This is a genomic window from Sphingomonas glacialis, assembly GCF_014653575.1.
Classification (GTDB): domain Bacteria; phylum Pseudomonadota; class Alphaproteobacteria; order Sphingomonadales; family Sphingomonadaceae; genus Sphingomonas; species Sphingomonas glacialis.
In genome coordinates, this window is sequence record NZ_BNAQ01000003.1 from 452,102 (window position 1) to 468,253 (window position 16,152).

Below are 16,152 nucleotides of genomic sequence, written 5' to 3' on the forward strand. Positions count from 1 at the left end.
AATGCGGATGCGCGTCACCGACACCGATCTCGCCCTTGCTGCTGCCCTTGCCGATGCGGCGGGCGCGGCGATCCGACCCTATTACCGTGCCGATCACGGGCTCGAGGCGAAGGACGATGCCTCGCCCGTGACGCTCGCCGACCGCGCCGCCGAGGCGGCGATGCGGACGCTGATCGAGCGCGCCTTTCCCGCCGATGCGATCATCGGCGAGGAATATGGCACCAAGGAGGGCACGAGTGGGCGCGCCTGGGTGCTCGATCCGATCGACGGAACGCGCGCGTTCATCTCCGGCCGGCCGATCTTCGGGACGCTGATCGCGCTGGTGATCGAGGGCTGGCCGATGATGGGGGTGATCGACCAGCCGATCCTGCGCGAACGCTGGACGGGCGTGATGGGCAAGCCGACGCTGTTCAACGGCAAGCCCGCCGCGACGCGGCGGTGCGCCGATCTCGGCAAGGCGTTGCTCGCGACGACTTCGCCCGCCTTGTTCGACGATTCGCAGCTCCATGCGTTCGAGCATCTCGACGGCGCGGTGATGAGCACCGTGCTCGGCGGCGATTGCTACAATTATGGCTGCGTCGCGAGCGGCTGGCTCGACGTGGTGGTCGAGGCGCAGCTGAAGCTGCACGATTTCGCCGCCTTGGTGCCGGTGGTCGAGGGTGCGGGCGGGCGGATGTGCGACTGGCAGGGCGACCCGCTCACCGCCGATTCGGTCGGCGAGGTCGTCGCGGCGGGCGATCCGGCGCGGATCGAGGAGATTCTCGAGGCGCTCGCCTGCCGCGGGCATTGAGCTTGCGACGAACCGAGGGGTGGTTGACTCGATTGACCCCTGGACGGAATTCGAACGGGGGGATCGTTTCGAATTTTGTGCTGATCTGTGAGGGGCGTGAGCGTCCGCATCGGGGCCGGGCGTGTCGCGCGCGGTGATCCGACTGGGTGATCCGACTTGGACGATGTCAAAGAGCCCGTCCCGCATAGCAGATTCGCGGCTTGTAGGACAGCGCGGGCGCATTGCCGCCTTGCGTTTTGCGCGACTCTCGCTTAAGCGCCGCCCCTCCTGCGAGTAAGAGGAACTGCCCGGCCGGTATGGGCTGCCGTGGCCGTTCATAGATCGTCGCATATTTGGAAAGGACGAAAATGCCCAAACTCAAGACGAAGAGCGGCGTCAAGAAGCGCTTCAAGCTCACCGCAACCGGCCTGCTGAAGCACGGCGTCGCCGGCAAGCGTCACCGACTGATGAGCCACAACAGCAAGTACATCCGTCAGAACCGCGGCACCAAGCTGCTGTCCAAGGCCGATACGGCAACCGTCAAGGCGTGGGCGCCTTACGGTCTCGGCTGAGCGGAAGGAATTAGAGAATGGCACGCGTAAAACGGGGTGTAACCACCCACGCAAAGCACAAGCGGATCCTCAATCTGGCGAAGGGCTATTATGGCCGTCGCAAGAACACGATCCGTATCGCCCGTCAGGCGGTCGAAAAGGCCGGCCAGTACGCCTATCGCGATCGCAAGGTTAAGAAGCGCAACTTCCGTGCGCTCTGGATCCAGCGCATCAACGCGGCTGTCCGCGTCGAGGGCCTCACTTACGGCGTGTTCATGCACGGCCTGAAGCTCGCCGGCGTCGAACTCGACCGCAAGGTCCTCGCCGATCTGGCGATGCACGAGGGTGCCGCGTTTAGCGTCATCATCGCGCAGGCAAAGGCGGCTCTGCCCCAGGCCGCCTGAGGCGACCTGCTACGAGACGAGATCGGGGCGTCGGTGGCAACACCGGCGCCCTTTCTTTTTGCGCGTGATTCCCACTCCCGTTCGGTCCCGGACCGGATCCGGGCCGGATCCGGGATTGTCGAAGCCCTGGTCTTTCTTCTAACGCCACCCTGACGAAGAGCGGTGCTTCGACAGGCTCAGCACGAACGGACAAGCGATGACCGACCTCGACCAGATGAAAACCGACCTGCTCGCCGCGATCGACGCGGCGGCGACGCTCGATGCGCTCGAGGCGGTGCGGGTGCAGGGCCTCGGCAAACAGGGCAGCGTGACCGCGCTGCTCAAGACGCTCGGCGGCATGTCGCCCGACGAGCGGCAGGTGCAGGGGCCGCGCATCCAGGGCCTGCGCGAGGCGGTCACGACCGCGATCACGACGCGCAAGGCTGCGCTCGACCGCGCTGAGCTCGACGCGCGCCTCGCCAGCGAAACGCTCGACATGACGCTCCCCGCCGACGCCGCGCCGCACGGCTCGGTCCACCCGGTCAGCCAGGTGATGGACGAGCTCGCCGAGATCTTCGCCGATTTGGGCTTCGCGGTCGCGACCGGGCCTGAGATCGAGGATCAGTGGCACAATTTCACCGCGCTCAACATGCCGGAGAGCCATCCCGCGCGCGCGATGCACGACACTTTCTATCTCAACGCTGCTGAGGGCGAAGAGGCGAAGGTGCTGCGCACGCACACCTCGCCGGTGCAGATCCGCACGATGATGTCGCAGGAACCGCCGATCCGGATCATCGCGCCGGGCCGCGTCTATCGCTCGGACTGGGACGCGACGCATACGCCGATGTTCCACCAGATCGAGGGGCTGGTGATCGACAAGGGCATCACGCTCGGCCATCTCAAATGGACGCTCGAGAACTTCCTCAAGGCGTTCTTCGAGCGCGACGACATCGTGCTCCGCCTGCGCCCGAGCTACTTCCCCTTCACCGAGCCTTCGGCCGAAGTCGATGTTGGCTACACCACGGTGAAGGGCCGCCGTACGCTCGGCGGGTCGGAAGGCTGGATGGAGCTGCTCGGCAGCGGGATGGTGCATCCCAAGGTGATCGAAGCGTGCGGGCTCGACCCCAAGGAGTGGCAGGGCTTCGCCTTCGGGGTCGGGGTCGATCGGCTCGCGATGCTGAAATACGGGATGGACGATCTGCGGCCGTTCTTCGAGGGCGATGCGCGCTGGTTGAAGCATTACGGTTTCTCGGCACTCGACGTGCCCACGCTGAGCCAGGGAGTGGGCGCATGAAGGTCACCCTCGACTGGCTCAAGCAGCATATCGAAACCGACGCGTCGCTCGACACGATCGTCGAGACGCTGACGCGGATCGGCCTCGAGGTCGAAGGCGTCGAGAATCCGGGCGCCACGCTCGCCGCGTTCAAGGTGGCCAAGGTGCTCAGCGCCGCGCCGCATCCGCAGGCGGACAAGTTGCAAGTGCTCTCGGTCGACGCCGGCGATGGCCCGCTCCAGGTCGTGTGCGGTGCACCTAACGCGAGTGCGGGGCTCGTCGGCGTGTTCGGCGCGCCCGGTGCGACGGTGCCGTCCAACGGCATGGTGCTCAAGGTCGCGGCGATCCGCGGGGTCGAGTCGAACGGCATGATGTGCTCGACGCGCGAGCTCGAGCTCGGCGAAGACCATGACGGCATCATCGAGCTGCCCGCCGATGCGCCGATCGGGATGGCCTATCCCGATTATGCCGGGCTCAACGACCCGGTGATCGACATCAACGTGCTCCCCAACCGCCCCGATTGCATGAGCGTGCGCGGGATCGCGCTCGATCTGGTCGTCGCCGGGTTGGGGACGGCCAAGCCGTTGGCCTATGCCCCGGTCGAGGGCGCGGGCGAAGGCCCCGACGTGCGCACCGACGATGCTGACGGCTGCCCCGCCTTCTTCGCACAGAGCGTCAGCGGGCTGACCAATGGCGAGGCGCCCGAATGGATGCGCCGCCGCCTCACCGCGATCGGCCAGCGGCCGATCTCGACGCTGGTCGACATCACCAATTACGTGATGTTCGATCTCGGGCGGCCGCTCCACGTCTATGACCGCGCCAAGCTCTCGGGCGGGCTCGTCGCGCGCAAGGCGGCAGCGGGCGAGCAGGTCGTTGCGCTCAACGGCAAGACCTACACGCTTGCCGAGACGATGACGGTGATCGCCGACGCGGCGCATGTCCACGACATCGGCGGCATCATGGGCGGCGAGGATTCGGGCGTTTCGGCCGAGACCACCGACGTCATCATCGAATGCGCCTATTTCGACCCCGAGAGCATCGCGCGCACGGGCCAGGCGCTGATGCTGACCTCGGACGCGCGCTCGCGCTTCGAGCGCGGCGTCGATCCGGCGTTCCTCGAGGAGGGGCTGGCGATCGCGACGCGGCTGGTGCTCGATCTGTGCGGCGGCAGCGCCAGCGCGCCGACCTATTCGGGTGCGCCGCCGCTGGAGCGGAAGCGGATCGCTTATGATCCGGCATTGGCGGAAACGCTCGGCGGCCTCGCCGTCGCTGAGGATCGCCAGCGCGCGATCCTCACCGCGCTTAGCTTCACGGTCGAGGCTGACTGGACCGTGTTGCCGCCGCCAGCGCGGCGCGACGTCGATGGCCCCGCCGACCTGGTCGAGGAAATCATCCGCATCGAGGGGATCGATTCGGTCGCCCCCGTGCCGCTGCCGCGCGCGGCTGGCGTCGCCAAGCCGACCGCCACGCCCGAGCAGCGCCTCGAAAGCCGTGCGCGTCGCGCCGCCGCGGCGCGTGGGCTCAACGAGACGCTGACCTGGAGCTTCCTGTCGGACGCGCAGGCGAGCGCGATCGGTGGCGGCGCGTGGACGCTCGCCAACCCGATCAGCGAGGAGTTGAAGGTCATGCGGCCGTCGCTGCTGCCCGGCCTCTTCTCGGCGGCCGAGCGCAACATGAAGCGCGGTGCTGCAGGCGTGCGACTGTTCGAGATCGGACGTCGATATTTGGCGGGTGGCGAGCATCCGACGCTTGGTGTCGTGCTTGCGGGCGAGAATCGCGCGCGCGGCTGGCAGGAGGGCAAGGCGAAGCCGTTCGACGCGTTCGACGCCAAGGCCGAGGCGCTGGCTTTGCTCGCCGCGATCGGCGCGCCGGTCGAGAATCTGCAGGTGATGGGGGATGCGGGCGAAGCGTGGCATCCGGGGCAGTCGGGTACGCTGCGGCTCGGGCCGAAGACGGTGCTTGCGGCGTTCGGCATGGTTCATCCGCTGAGGCTGCGCGCGTTCGATCTCGATGGGCCGGTCGCGGCGGTCGAGCTGTATCTCGATGCGCTCCCGGCCAAGCGGTCGAGCGGCTTCGCGCGCGCGGCGTATGCGCCGCCGGCGTTGCAGGCGGTGCGGCGTGACTTCGCGTTTCTGGTACCCGAGGCGCTTGCCGCCGAAGCGCTGGTGCGCGCGGTCAAGGGCGCGGACAAGGCGAGCATCGTCGCGGCGCGGCTGTTCGATGTCTTCACCGGCACGGGCGTCGAGCCGGGGCATAAGAGCCTGGGTGTGGAAGTGACGCTCCAGCCGGGCGAGAAGAGCTTTGCCGAGGCCGATCTCAAGGCGATCGCCGACAAGGTGGTTGGCGCGGCGGCGAAGCTGGGGGCAAGTCTGCGCGGCTGATTCCGACTACCGACCGTCACCCCGGCCTCGTGCCGGGGGCCACCGTCGTCCGAGTGCTTCGGGCTGCTGCGTTCGCGGCACGGTGGACCCCGGGACGAGCCCGGGGTGACGGTCAGGGTTTATCTCCTGTCTCATCAAGGATGCTGTCGATGCCTGAAGCTGCCCTGATCGAAATCGGCTCGGCCGACCTCACCGCCGCGATCAACCCGTACGGCGCCGAACTCACGCAGCTGCGCGACGCCGAGGGCCGCGAACTGATGACCGACGCCAACCCGGCGTTCTGGACCGGCCATGCGCCGATCCTGTTCCCGATCGTCGGCGCGCTCAACGGCGACACGTTGCGGCTCGATGGCGAAAGTTACACGATGGGCAAGCACGGCTTCGCCCGCCGGAGCAGCTTCGCGGTGGTCGAGCACAGCGCGACTCGCGCGGTGTTCCTGCTCGAGGACAGCGCCGAGACGCTTGCGGTGTATCCGCGCAAGTTCGCGCTGCGGCTGACCTACGCGATCGAGGGCGCGACGCTCGCGATGACTGCCGAGATCGAGAATCGCGAGCGCGAGCGCACGCTGCCGGCAAGCTTCGGCTTCCACCCGGCGTTCGCGTGGCCGCTGCCCTATGGCGCCCCGCGCGCCGACCACCGCATCGTCTTCGCCGCCGATGAGCCCGAGGCGCTGCGTGCGCTCACCCCCGGCGGGTTGATCGTAGCGCAGCAGCGGCCCACGCCGCTCGAGGGGGGCACGCTCGCGCTGCGCGATGCCCTGTTCGAGCACGACGCGCTGATCTGGGACGCGGTGCGGTCGCAGAGCGTCCGCTATGGCGCCGAGACCGGTCCGCAGCTGCGCGTCGATTTCCCCGATACGCCGATGCTCGGCATCTGGACCAAGCCCGGCGCGGCGTACGTCTGCATCGAGCCGTGGCACGGCATTGCCGACCCCGCGGACTTCACCGGCGATTTCACCGCCAAGCCCGGCGTGTTTGCGCTCGCACCCGGCGAAACGAAGACCATCGCGATGCACGTGACGCTGGAGCCGTAAACCGCTATCGCCGCGCAGATGAATCACACGTCCGACCGCCGCACCTTCGCGATCATCTCTCACCCCGACGCCGGCAAGACCACGCTGACCGAAAAGCTGTTGCTGTTCGGTGGCGCGATCCATCTCGCCGGCGAGGTCAAAGCGCGCGGCCAGAACCGCCGTGCGCGCTCGGACTGGATGAAGATCGAGCAGCAGCGCGGCATCTCGGTCACCTCGTCGGTGATGACCTTCGAGCGGAACGGCCTGACCTTCAACCTGCTCGACACGCCGGGCCACGAGGACTTTTCGGAGGACACCTACCGCACGCTGACCGCGGTCGATTCGGCGGTGATGGTGATCGACGCCGCGCGCGGCATCGAGGCGCAGACGCGCAAACTGTTCGAAGTGTGCCGGCTGCGCTCGGTGCCGATCATCACCTTCGTCAACAAGGTCGATCGCGAGGGGCGCCCGCCGTTCGACCTGCTCGACGAGATTGCCGAGATGCTCCAGCTCGACGTCACGCCGATGAGCTGGCCGGTCGGGATGGGCAGCGATTTCGAAGGCGTGTACGATCTCCACGCCAACAGCCTCAGCCAGCCCGAGGGGCCGAGCCGCGAGTTCATGGGCAAGGCGTTGAGCTTTACCGGGCTCGACGATCCCGCGCTCGCCAAGACGCTGAGCCCGGCGGGGCTGAAACTGCTGCAGGACGAGTCCGAGCTCGCGCTCGGCGGCTATGGCGCGTTCGATGTCGAAGCGTATCGCGGCGGCGACCAGACGCCGGTCTATTTCGGATCGGCGCTCAAGGAATTCGGCGTTGCCGAGCTGATCGACGCGCTCGGCCGCCACGCGCCGGGCCCGCGCCCGCAGCCGGCCGAGCCCGCCGAGGTTTTGCCAGAACGTGCGGACGTCACCGGCTTCGTGTTCAAGGTCCAGGCGAATATGGACCCCAACCACCGCGATCGCATCGCGTTCATGCGGCTGTGCTCGGGCACCTTCAAGCGCGGGATGAAGCTGACGCCGACGGGCCACGGCAAGCCGATCGCGATCCATTCGCCGATCCTGTTCTTCGCGCGTGAACGCGAGCTCGCCGACGAGGCGTTTCCGGGCGACATCATCGGCATTCCCAACCACGGGACGCTGCGCGTGGGCGATACGCTGTCCGAGCGCGCCGACGTGCGCTTCACCGGGCTGCCCAATTTCGCACCCGAAATCCTGCGGCGCGTCGCGCTGAAGGATCCGACCAAGACCAAGCAGTTGCGCAAGGCGCTCGACGACATGGCCGAGGAAGGGGTGACGCAGGTCTTCTATCCCGAGATCGGCTCGAACTGGATCATCGGCGTGGTCGGGCAGCTCCAGCTCGAGGTGCTGCTGAGCCGGCTCGAGGCGGAGTATAAGGTCGATGCGGGGCTCGAAATGGCGCCGTACGACACCGCGCGCTGGGTTTCGGCGGCGGATCCGGCCGACCTGAAGGCGTTCATGGACCTCAACCGTACGGCGATGGCGAAGGATCGCGACAACAACCCGGTCTATCTGGCGAAGACGGCGTGGGACGTCGGCTATGTCGCCGACCGCTACCCCAAGGTGAAATTCGCGGCGACGCGCGAGCGTTAAGCGCGCTCGTCGACCCAGTCGCGGCGCAGCGAGGGGACCGCGAAGAGGACGAGGACGGCCGCCAGGACGTAGAAGCCGAGGCAGCCGACCGCGGCGTAGCGCAGCGATTCGACGCCGCTCGTGGCCTTGAGGTGATCCGACAGGCCGCCCATCAGGATCGGCCCGACGCCGAGCCCGATCAGATTGTTGATGAACAGGAAGCTGCCCGACGCGGTCGCGCGCATCGGTGGCGGCACGAGGTGCTGGACCGCCGTCGCGACGGGCCCGAGCCACAGGATGTTGAGCGCGTTGGGAATCAGCAGTAGCGGCCACGCTACCCACGGATTGGGCGCGAGCAGACCGAGCGCGTACATCGGCGCGGTAATCGCCCAGGCGATCGCGGGGAGCCGCGCATACCAGCCGCGGTCGCTCCGCCCGAGCCGGTCGGCGAGCCAGCCGCCCGCGAATACGCCGCCGACGCCGCCGATCAGCAGCAGCGATCCCATGAACTGGCCTGTCTCGATCAGGCTGAAATGGAAGCTGCGAATCAGCACCGAGGGCGCCCACAGCGCGAGGCCATAGCCGCACAGCGAGCTGAACGACGCCCCGAAGGCGAGCAGCCAGAAGGCGGGTTTGCGCGCGAGGATGGCGAACACCGCGCTCACCGGCACCGCATCCTGCGCGCTCACCACGGGCCGCGGCACGTCGCGCACCAGCCAGCGGAACGGCGGCGCGATCACGATCCCTGCCACGCCGACCGCGATGAACGCGGTCTGCCAATTGACCAGCGCGGCGATATAACCGCCGAGCAGCACCCCGCCCGCAAGCCCGATCGGAATGCCGAGCGAATAGACCGCGAGCGCACGCGCGCGGCGTTCGGGCGGGAAATAATCGGAGATCAGCGCATAAGACGGCGCGACCCCGCCCGCCTCGCCGACCCCGACGCCGAGCCGGTAGAAGAACAGTTGCCAATAGCCGGTCGCCGTCCCGCACAAAGCGGTGAAGCCGCTCCACACGATCAGCGACCACATCACCACGCCGCTGCGGCTGGTACGGTCTGCAAGGAAGGCGAGGGGGACGCCGAGCACCGAATAGAGGATCGCGAAGGCGAGCCCACCGACCGCGCCGAACTGCGCGTCGCTCAGATGCAGGTCGGCCTTGATCGGCGTCGCCAGGATGCTGAGGATCTGGCGGTCGAGGAAGTTGAACGTGTAGACCACGAGCAACATCGCGAGGACGAGGCGCGCCCGGGCAGGCGAGGCAGGGCCCGAGGAAGGGCCCGGGGAAGGGGGGGCGGGCGCGGCGGTCATGGTCATATCCCCGAATCATCGCACCGGCCGCGTGCGCAACGCAAGCGGCCGGTGCGGGATAGTCTGGCGGTCAGAAGCGCGCGGTGATCGTGCCGAACACTTGCCGCGGATTGCCGTAGAAGGCGGTGGCGATGCCTTCCTTGCCGAGCGTCGGCGTATAGCGCCCGGCAGCGTTGAGGATCGGCACCCCGGCGAGCGTCGAGCTGATATATTGGTAGCCCGACGTCTTGTAATGCTTGTCGGTGATGTTCTTGGCGTGGACGCCGATCGTATAGCGCCCCTTGCCGAAGGTGTAGGTCAGGTTCGCGTCCCACAGCGCATAGCCCGGCTGGTCGAGGAACGGGCTCGCGGTCTCGAACTGGTGCGTCAGGCTGCGATACGACAGCGTGGTCGAGGCGTTGATGCGGCCCGGGCCGGTCGGGATGTTGGTCGACAGCGTACCCGACGCGGTCCAGTCGGGGGTGTTCTGGAAGACGCGGACATTGGCGACGTCGGTGCCGGTCGGGCCGATGAAACGATCGTATTTGGCGTCGATATACCCGAGCGTTCCGGCGAGCGAGACGTTCGAGCCGGCGCCGGCGAAATCGCGCGCGAGCACGGCGTTCGATTCGAGCTCGATGCCCTTGATCGTCGCCTTGGCGGCGTTGGTGGTGATGCCGCAGAACGACTGCACCCCACCGATGATGCAGCCGACCGAACCCGGCACCTGGACGTTGCTGTAGTTCGAATAGAAGCCGTCGAGCGCGAAGGTCAGACGCTTGTCGAACACCGAGCCCTTCCAGCCGATCTCGTAGCTCTTCACCACCTCGGGCTTGAACAGCAGGTAGTTGTAGATTTCCTGGTAGCTGCGCACGCCGTCCTGGTTGACGTCGGGCGCCGAGGTGCCCGAGCCGCGCGGATCGAACCCGCCGCCCTTGAAGCCTTCCGAATAGGACGCATAGAGCAAGTGGTCGGCGCTCGGCTTGAAGCTGAGCGAGGCGCGCGGGGTGAAGCGCTTGAACTTGGCGGTGCCGTTGAAATTGGTCGACGGCGCGCCGACGATCGTCGGGTTTCCGCCGAATTCCGAGGTCAGGCCGAAATAGCTCGCCTTGAAGATGAACGACCGACGCTCGTCCCAGGTATAGCGCCCGCCGAGCGACAGGCTGAGCTTGGGCGTGAAATCATAGGTGAAGTCCCCGAAGATCGAGTGCGTCTCGGTCCGCACGTCGCCCGCGGTATAGGCGTCGAAATTGGCGAGCGTCGTCGAGAGCAGCACGTCGAACCCCGTCGAGGCCTTCGCGCCGAGATAGTAATAGCCGATCAGCCCGTTGAGCGTGTCGCTCTTGTAGGCCAGCTGGAATTCCTGGCTGGTCTGCTCGTTGCGATAGACCGCGGGCACGTCGACATCGACCGCGGGGAGCGCGTCGAAATCGATCGGGGTGAACGAACGATCCTTGCGGAACGCGCTGATGCTCTTGATCGTGAAGTGGTCGCTCAGTTCACCCGTCGCGACCATCGACAGGCCGCCAGCCTGGATGTTCTGTTTCGGCGTGTTGAGCCCGGCGCGGGTGTCGAACGGGTTGGACTGGACGGGCGTGTTGGTCAGCAGGCTGGTGATCAGGCGCGAGCCGTTGCGCGCGTTCGACTTGTCCTCGGTATAGTCGCCGGTCAGGCGCAGGCTCATCCGGCTGTCGGGCGATTCGAATTCGATCGTGCCGCGGCCCGCCCAGAGGTTCTTGTTGTAATTGTCGATGCCGAGGTTGGTGTTGCGCCCGAACCCGTCGCGCGTCAGCCGCGCGCCGGCCACGCCGACCTTGAACAGCGAGCCGATCGGGGTCGACAGGCTGACGATGCCGTCGGCCTGGTTGTACGAGCCGTAGCTCGCCTTGAGGCTCGCCTCGGGGCTGTCGGGCAAGCGCTTGGTGATATATTTCACCGCGCCGCCGATCGTGTTGCGGCCGTAGAGTGTGCCCTGCGGGCCGCGCAGCACTTCGATCCGCTCGACGTCATAAATGTCGAGCACCGCCGCCTGCGGGCGGTTGAGATAGACGTCGTCGAGATAGATGCCGATGCCCGCCTCGAAGCCGGGGACGGGATCCTGCTGGCCGACGCCGCGGATGAAGGCGGCGAGCGTCGAGTTGGTGCCGCGCGCGTTTTTCAGCGTGGTATTGGGGGTGACATTCTGGATGTCGGTGAGATCGACCGCGCCGGTCTTCTCGAGCCGGTCGGCCGAGAAAGCGGTCACCGCGATCGGCACGTTGAGCAGCGTCTCCTCGCGGCGGCGCGCGGTGACGACGATCTCGCCCGACGCGGTCTCGTCGGCCTGCGGCTCGGCGGCGGGGGCAGGTGCAGGCGCGGTCTGGGCGGTGGCGGGGAGGGCGGTCGATCCCGCGAGGGCGGCGCCGGCAAAGAGCAAGGCGCGCACGGACTTCAGGCGTGTCATCAATCATCCCCTCCTGCGGCGCATCCAGATGGCCCGATATCGTCCGGGTTGTGCGCGCGTTATGAAGGCTATACTGAAACCTGAACCGGGTTTCAACTTGAGAAATGACAGGCACCATGGCGGACGCACCCGTCGCTCCGGCGACCAGCCCATCAGCCGCAAGTGAAGGCAAGGCGCCGCGTACCGAACGCGGGCGCAAGACGCTGCGCGCGATCCTCGACGCGGCGGCGGTCGAATTCGGCGAGCGCGGGTTTCACGACGCATCAGTCAGCGGGATCACGCGCCGCGCGGGCGTCGCGCTCGGGAGTTTCTACACCTATTTCGATTCGAAGGACGCGGTGTTCCGTGCGCTGGTGCGCGACATGTCGGATCAAGTGCGCGACCGAGTCGCGCCCGCGATTCGCGCCGCGCCCGACCAGATTGCGGCCGAGCGCGCTGGCTTACGCGAGTTCGTCGCCTTCGTGCGCGGGCACAAGGAGATCTACCGGATCATCGACGAGGCCGAGTTCGTCGATCCGGCGTCGTTCAAGCTGCATTATGCGACGACCGCCGAGCGGATCGCGGCACGGCTCAAGGCGGGCGCCGAGCGCGGCGAGATCCGCAGCGATGTGTCCGAGGTCCATGCCTGGGCGATCATGGGGATGAACGTGTTCCTCGGCCTGCGCTACGGCGTGTGGGAGGAGGATCTGACGCTCGACACGATCGCCGATACGGTTGCCGAGATGCTCGCGCGCGGGCTCGCGCCCTAGCGCGCGCTATCCGCGACGAGCGCTGCTGCAAGCGAATCGCGGACCGCGCGGACCGCATCGCCCGTTGCGCTCGCGGGGCTGTCGGGTACGGCTTCGGCGGTCTTGCGGCCACCTGCGAGCGCTTGTTGCACGCCGCGGATGGTGTAGCCGTCGCGGTTGAGCATCGTCGCGATCCGCTCGACGAGCGCGACATCCTCGGGGCGATAATAGCGGCGGTTGCCCGCGCGCTGGAGCGGGCGCAATTGCGGAAAGCGCGTTTCCCAATAGCGCAGGATATGCTGCGGCAGCCCGGTATCGCGCGCGAGCTCGCCGATCGTGCGATAGGCACCTGCGGCCTTGTCGCCGGACACCTTCTCTCCAGTCGCCTGTTCCCCGGCCCGCACGGGCGGCACCGTCATGCGATGGATCAGTCGGCTTCGACGATGCGGTCGCGCATCATCTGGCTGGCGCGGAAGGTCAGCACGCGGCGCGGCGCGATCGGCACTTCGATGCCCGTCTTGGGGTTGCGGCCGATGCGTTCACCCTTGTCGCGCAGCACGAAGGTGCCGAAGCCCGAAATCTTGACATTGTCGCCCTGGGCGAGCGCGCTGCACATGTGATGCAGGATCTGCTCGACCATCTTCGATGAATCGGTACGCGAGAGGCCGACATTGTGATGCAGTGCTTCGGCCAGATCGGCGCGCGTCAAGGTTCCCGCAGCTTCCATCGAAACGTTCCCACAAAAACACCAAGACCCTTACGCTATCATAACAAAGCAGGTGGGAAAAGGTCTTTGCCCCCGATGTTTAACAATTATCAGAACCGAACGACCGCTGCACCCCAGGTAAAACCGCCGCCCATCGCCTCGAGGACGATCACGTCACCTTGCGTAATTCGTCCGTCCTTGACTGCGGTGTCGAGCGCGAGCGGTACGGACGCTGCCGAAGTGTTGGCATGCTGATCGACCGTCACGATGACCTTCTCCGGCGCGAGATGAAGCTTGCGTGCCGTAGCGTCGAGGATGCGCGCATTGGCTTGATGCGGCACGACCCAATCGACGTCGGCGGCGGTCAGCCCGGCGCGCTCGAGCGTCTCGGTCATGACCGAGGCGAGGTTGACGACGGCGTGGCGGAACACCTCACGACCCTTCATCCGGACCTTGCCGACCGTCCCCGTCGTGGAGGGACCGCCATCGACATAGAGCATCTCGTTGTGGCGGCCATCGGCGTGCAGCCGCATCGCGAGGATGCCGCGCCCTTCGTTCCCGGTATCGCCATTTTCCTGCGCCTCGAGCACGACCGCGCCGGCGCCATCGCCGAACAGTACGCACGTCGCGCGGTCTTCCCAGTCGAGGATCCGGCTGAAGGTTTCCGCGCCGATCACCAGCGCGCGCTTGGCGGCGCCGCTGCGCAGCATGCTGTCGGCGACCTGGAGCGCGTAGAGGAAGCCCGAGCAGACCGCCGCCACGTCGAAGGCGACGCAATCGTCGATGCCGAGCATCGCCTGCACCTTGGTGGCGCTCGACGGGAAGGTCTGGTCGGGGGTCGCGGTCGCGAGCACGATCAGGTCGATCTCGTGCGCCGAGATCCCGGCCGCGCCGAGCGCCGCGCGGCACGCGTCGGCGGCGAGCGTTGCCGTCGTCTCGTCAGGCCCGGCGATATGGCGGAAGCGGATGCCGGTGCGCTCGACGATCCATTCGTCCGAGGTATCGACGGTTTCGGCCAGTTCGGCATTGGAGACGCGGCGCGCTGGCAGCGCCGATCCGGTCCCGATGATGACGCTACGCACTGACATAGGGGGCATTACGCTGCCTTTTTCTCGAAATCGCCTAGATCCTCGGCGATGCGCCGGGTCAGATCGTCGCGTACCATTTTCGCCGCCGCCGCGATCGCGGTGCACACGCCAATCTCGTTGGCGCCGCCATGGCTCTTTACCACCAACCCATTGAGCCCGAGAAACACGGCACCATTATGGTTGTTCGGGTCGAGATGATGGCGCAGCAATTCGGTCGCCGGGCGCGAAATCAGGAAACCGATCTTCGAGCGTGTCGACGAACGGAACGCGCGCTTGAGCAGATCGGCGACGAAGCGCGCGGTCCCCTCGGCGGTCTTGAGCGCGATATTGCCCGAGAAGCCATCGCACACGATCACGTCGACATCGCCGCGCGAGAGCTTGTCGCCCTCGATAAAGCCGGTGAAATCAAGCGGGAGGTGCGTTGCCGCACGCAAGGCGGTCGCGGCGTCGCGAATCGTCTCGGTCCCCTTCTGGTCCTCGCTGCCGATGTTGAGCAGCGCGACGCGTGGGCGTGCGAGGTCGAGCGTGGTGCGGGCGTACGCCGCGCCCATCACCGCGAACTGGATGAGATTGCGCGAATCGCACTCGGTGTTGGCGCCGAGATCGAGCACGACGGTGTCGTTGGCACCGAGTGAGGGCATCAGCCCGGCGAGCGCGGGGCGGTCGATCCCGGGGATCATCCGCAGCGACAGCTTCGACATCGCCATCAGCGCGCCGGTATTGCCACTCGACACGCACGCGGCGGCACGGCCCTGCTTGACCATGTCGATTGCGATTCCCATCGACGTGGTCTTGGCACGGCGCAGCGCCTGGCTCGGCTTCTCAGCCGAGCCGATCACGTCGGATGCATGGACGATCTCGGAATGCGCGCTGAGGTTGGGGTGATCCTTCAGCCCAGCCGCGATCGCGCTTTCGTCACCGACGAGAATGAAGCGCATGTCCTCGAACCGGCGGCGCGCACGCGCAACGCCGGCGAGCATCACCGCCAGGCCTTCATCGCCGCCCATCGCATCGATTGCGATCCGGGAGCTGTTCGTCACGCTGGTCGCTCCCTGTTCAACTAGACGGGCGATGCGTCGAATCAGCCTTCGACCGAGAGAATCTCGCGGCCGTTATAGTGTCCGCACGACGGGCACAGATTGTGCGGGCGCTTCAGTTCGCCGCAGTTCGGGCATTCCTGGAACGACGCAACCGTCAGCGAATCGTGGCTGCGACGCATGCCGCGCTTGGACGGCGTGGTTTTTCTTTTGGGGACGGCCATTTTGGCGAAACCTTATACGTGTCTGACAGGTGCGATACGCCCGGTCCGGGCTCTTACGCAACCAACGCCTGAGGCTGGCCGCGCGAGCGGCACCGATGCCAGACAGATCGCGAAGATCGCGGCCTATAGCGATTCCCCACGGCGTTGCAAGCTTGTGCATGGGGTGCCAGGGTCTCCGCCGAGATGGTTTAGTGACTTTTGGGGGTATCGATGGGACCAATTCTTTTGCCGATCGCGCTGGTAAGCGCCGGCGCCGCGGCGATTCTCAACCTGTGGCTGGCGATGCGCACCGGGGCGATTCGCCGCCAGACCAAGGTCAGCATCGGCGATGGCGGAAACGAGGCGCTGATTCGCCGGATGCGCGCGCACGCCAATTTCATCGAATCGGCGCCGTTCATCCTGATCCTGATCGCGCTGATCGAATTCACCAACGGCACGAGCCTGTGGCTGTGGGTGGCAAGCGTGCTGTTCGTGCTCGCACGCGTGGCGCATGCGCTCGGCATGGACGGGATGCGGCTCGGGCGCGAGCTGGGCACGCTGGTGACCTTCGCCTTGCTGCTCGGGCTCGGCGGGTACGCCGTGACGCTGCCCTTCGTGGCGCCTGCGATGCACGGCGTGCCGGCGGTCAGCGCGGTGCCAGCGGGGTAAGCCGCGGCCTAGCGTCGCGGTACGGGATG

Annotated in this window: 16 protein-coding genes; 9 read left to right on the forward strand and 7 right to left on the reverse strand. The window is 66.8% G+C overall.

Features of this window, described 5'->3' with window-relative positions; translation table 11 throughout:
- Positions 1-7 precede the first annotated feature (7 nt).
- From hisN to IE187_RS12905, 7 genes are all read left to right on the forward strand, one after another.
- Positions 8-790: a histidinol-phosphatase gene (hisN, locus tag IE187_RS12875; protein WP_189676574.1), complete on the forward strand. Its 783-nt coding sequence runs from the start codon at positions 8-10 to the stop codon at positions 788-790.
- A gap of 347 nt (positions 791-1,137) precedes the next feature.
- A complete protein-coding gene (gene rpmI, locus IE187_RS12880; RefSeq protein WP_010184218.1) occupies positions 1,138-1,341 on the forward strand; it encodes a 50S ribosomal protein L35 in 204 nt (67 codons plus the stop codon).
- A 17-nt stretch (positions 1,342-1,358) separates the two neighbouring features.
- Positions 1,359-1,724, forward strand: a complete 366-nt coding sequence (rplT, locus tag IE187_RS12885) for a 50S ribosomal protein L20 (protein ID WP_133191094.1) — start codon at positions 1,359-1,361, stop codon at positions 1,722-1,724.
- Positions 1,725-1,920: 196 nt separating this feature from the next.
- Positions 1,921-2,997, forward strand: a complete 1,077-nt coding sequence (pheS, locus tag IE187_RS12890; protein WP_189676575.1) for a phenylalanine--tRNA ligase subunit alpha — start codon at positions 1,921-1,923, stop codon at positions 2,995-2,997.
- Positions 2,994-5,357, forward strand: coding sequence for a phenylalanine--tRNA ligase subunit beta (gene pheT / locus IE187_RS12895; RefSeq protein WP_189676576.1), 2,364 nt, complete (start codon positions 2,994-2,996; stop codon positions 5,355-5,357). Before pheS ends, pheT begins: the two co-directional genes overlap by 4 nt.
- A gap of 149 nt (positions 5,358-5,506) precedes the next feature.
- A complete protein-coding gene (locus IE187_RS12900) occupies positions 5,507-6,391 on the forward strand; it encodes an aldose 1-epimerase family protein (RefSeq protein ID WP_189676577.1) in 885 nt (294 codons plus the stop codon).
- An 18-nt stretch (positions 6,392-6,409) separates the two neighbouring features.
- Positions 6,410-7,981, forward strand: a complete 1,572-nt coding sequence (locus IE187_RS12905) for a peptide chain release factor 3 (RefSeq protein ID WP_133191086.1) — start codon at positions 6,410-6,412, stop codon at positions 7,979-7,981.
- Here IE187_RS12905 and IE187_RS12910 read toward each other — a convergent pair.
- Together IE187_RS12910 and IE187_RS12915 are read right to left on the reverse strand one after the other, a co-directional pair.
- Positions 7,978-9,270, reverse strand: a complete 1,293-nt coding sequence (locus tag IE187_RS12910) for a spinster family MFS transporter (RefSeq protein WP_189676578.1) — start codon at positions 9,268-9,270, stop codon at positions 7,978-7,980. The genes IE187_RS12905 and IE187_RS12910 overlap by 4 nt on opposite strands.
- A 70-nt stretch (positions 9,271-9,340) precedes the next feature.
- Positions 9,341-11,692 carry a TonB-dependent receptor gene (locus tag IE187_RS12915; RefSeq protein WP_189676579.1) on the reverse strand — a complete coding sequence of 784 codons (2,352 nt, stop codon included), beginning with the start codon at positions 11,690-11,692 and terminating at the stop codon, positions 9,341-9,343.
- A 116-nt stretch (positions 11,693-11,808) separates the two neighbouring features.
- On the opposite strand from IE187_RS12915, the gene IE187_RS12920 reads away from it, so the two are divergent.
- Positions 11,809-12,441 carry a TetR/AcrR family transcriptional regulator gene (locus IE187_RS12920; RefSeq protein WP_133191080.1) on the forward strand — a complete coding sequence of 211 codons (633 nt, stop codon included), beginning with the start codon at positions 11,809-11,811 and terminating at the stop codon, positions 12,439-12,441.
- Here IE187_RS12920 and IE187_RS12925 read toward each other — a convergent pair.
- From IE187_RS12925 to rpmF, 5 genes are all read right to left on the reverse strand, one after another.
- A complete protein-coding gene (locus IE187_RS12925) occupies positions 12,438-12,839 on the reverse strand; it encodes a MerR family transcriptional regulator (protein ID WP_189676580.1) in 402 nt (133 codons plus the stop codon). The two genes, IE187_RS12920 and IE187_RS12925, sit on opposite strands and share 4 nt — an antisense overlap.
- Positions 12,840-12,847: 8 nt before the next feature.
- Positions 12,848-13,147, reverse strand: a complete 300-nt coding sequence (locus IE187_RS12930) for an integration host factor subunit alpha (protein WP_133191076.1) — start codon at positions 13,145-13,147, stop codon at positions 12,848-12,850.
- An 89-nt stretch (positions 13,148-13,236) separates the two neighbouring features.
- A complete protein-coding gene (locus IE187_RS12935) occupies positions 13,237-14,214 on the reverse strand; it encodes a beta-ketoacyl-ACP synthase III (RefSeq protein ID WP_189676671.1) in 978 nt (325 codons plus the stop codon).
- An 8-nt stretch (positions 14,215-14,222) separates the two neighbouring features.
- Entirely contained in the window at positions 14,223-15,254 is a 1,032-nt protein-coding gene (plsX, locus tag IE187_RS12940) for a phosphate acyltransferase PlsX (protein ID WP_133191072.1), read from the reverse strand.
- 41 nt (positions 15,255-15,295) lie between these two features.
- Positions 15,296-15,475 (reverse strand): 50S ribosomal protein L32, encoded by a 180-nt coding sequence (gene rpmF / locus IE187_RS12945; RefSeq protein WP_010184208.1) that lies wholly within the window; start codon positions 15,473-15,475, stop codon positions 15,296-15,298.
- 210 nt (positions 15,476-15,685) lie between these two features.
- Here rpmF and IE187_RS12950 point away from each other — a divergent pair, with 210 nt between their 5' ends.
- Positions 15,686-16,123 carry an MAPEG family protein gene (locus tag IE187_RS12950; protein WP_165954539.1) on the forward strand — a complete coding sequence of 146 codons (438 nt, stop codon included), beginning with the start codon at positions 15,686-15,688 and terminating at the stop codon, positions 16,121-16,123.
- Positions 16,124-16,152: the final 29 nt, after the last annotated feature.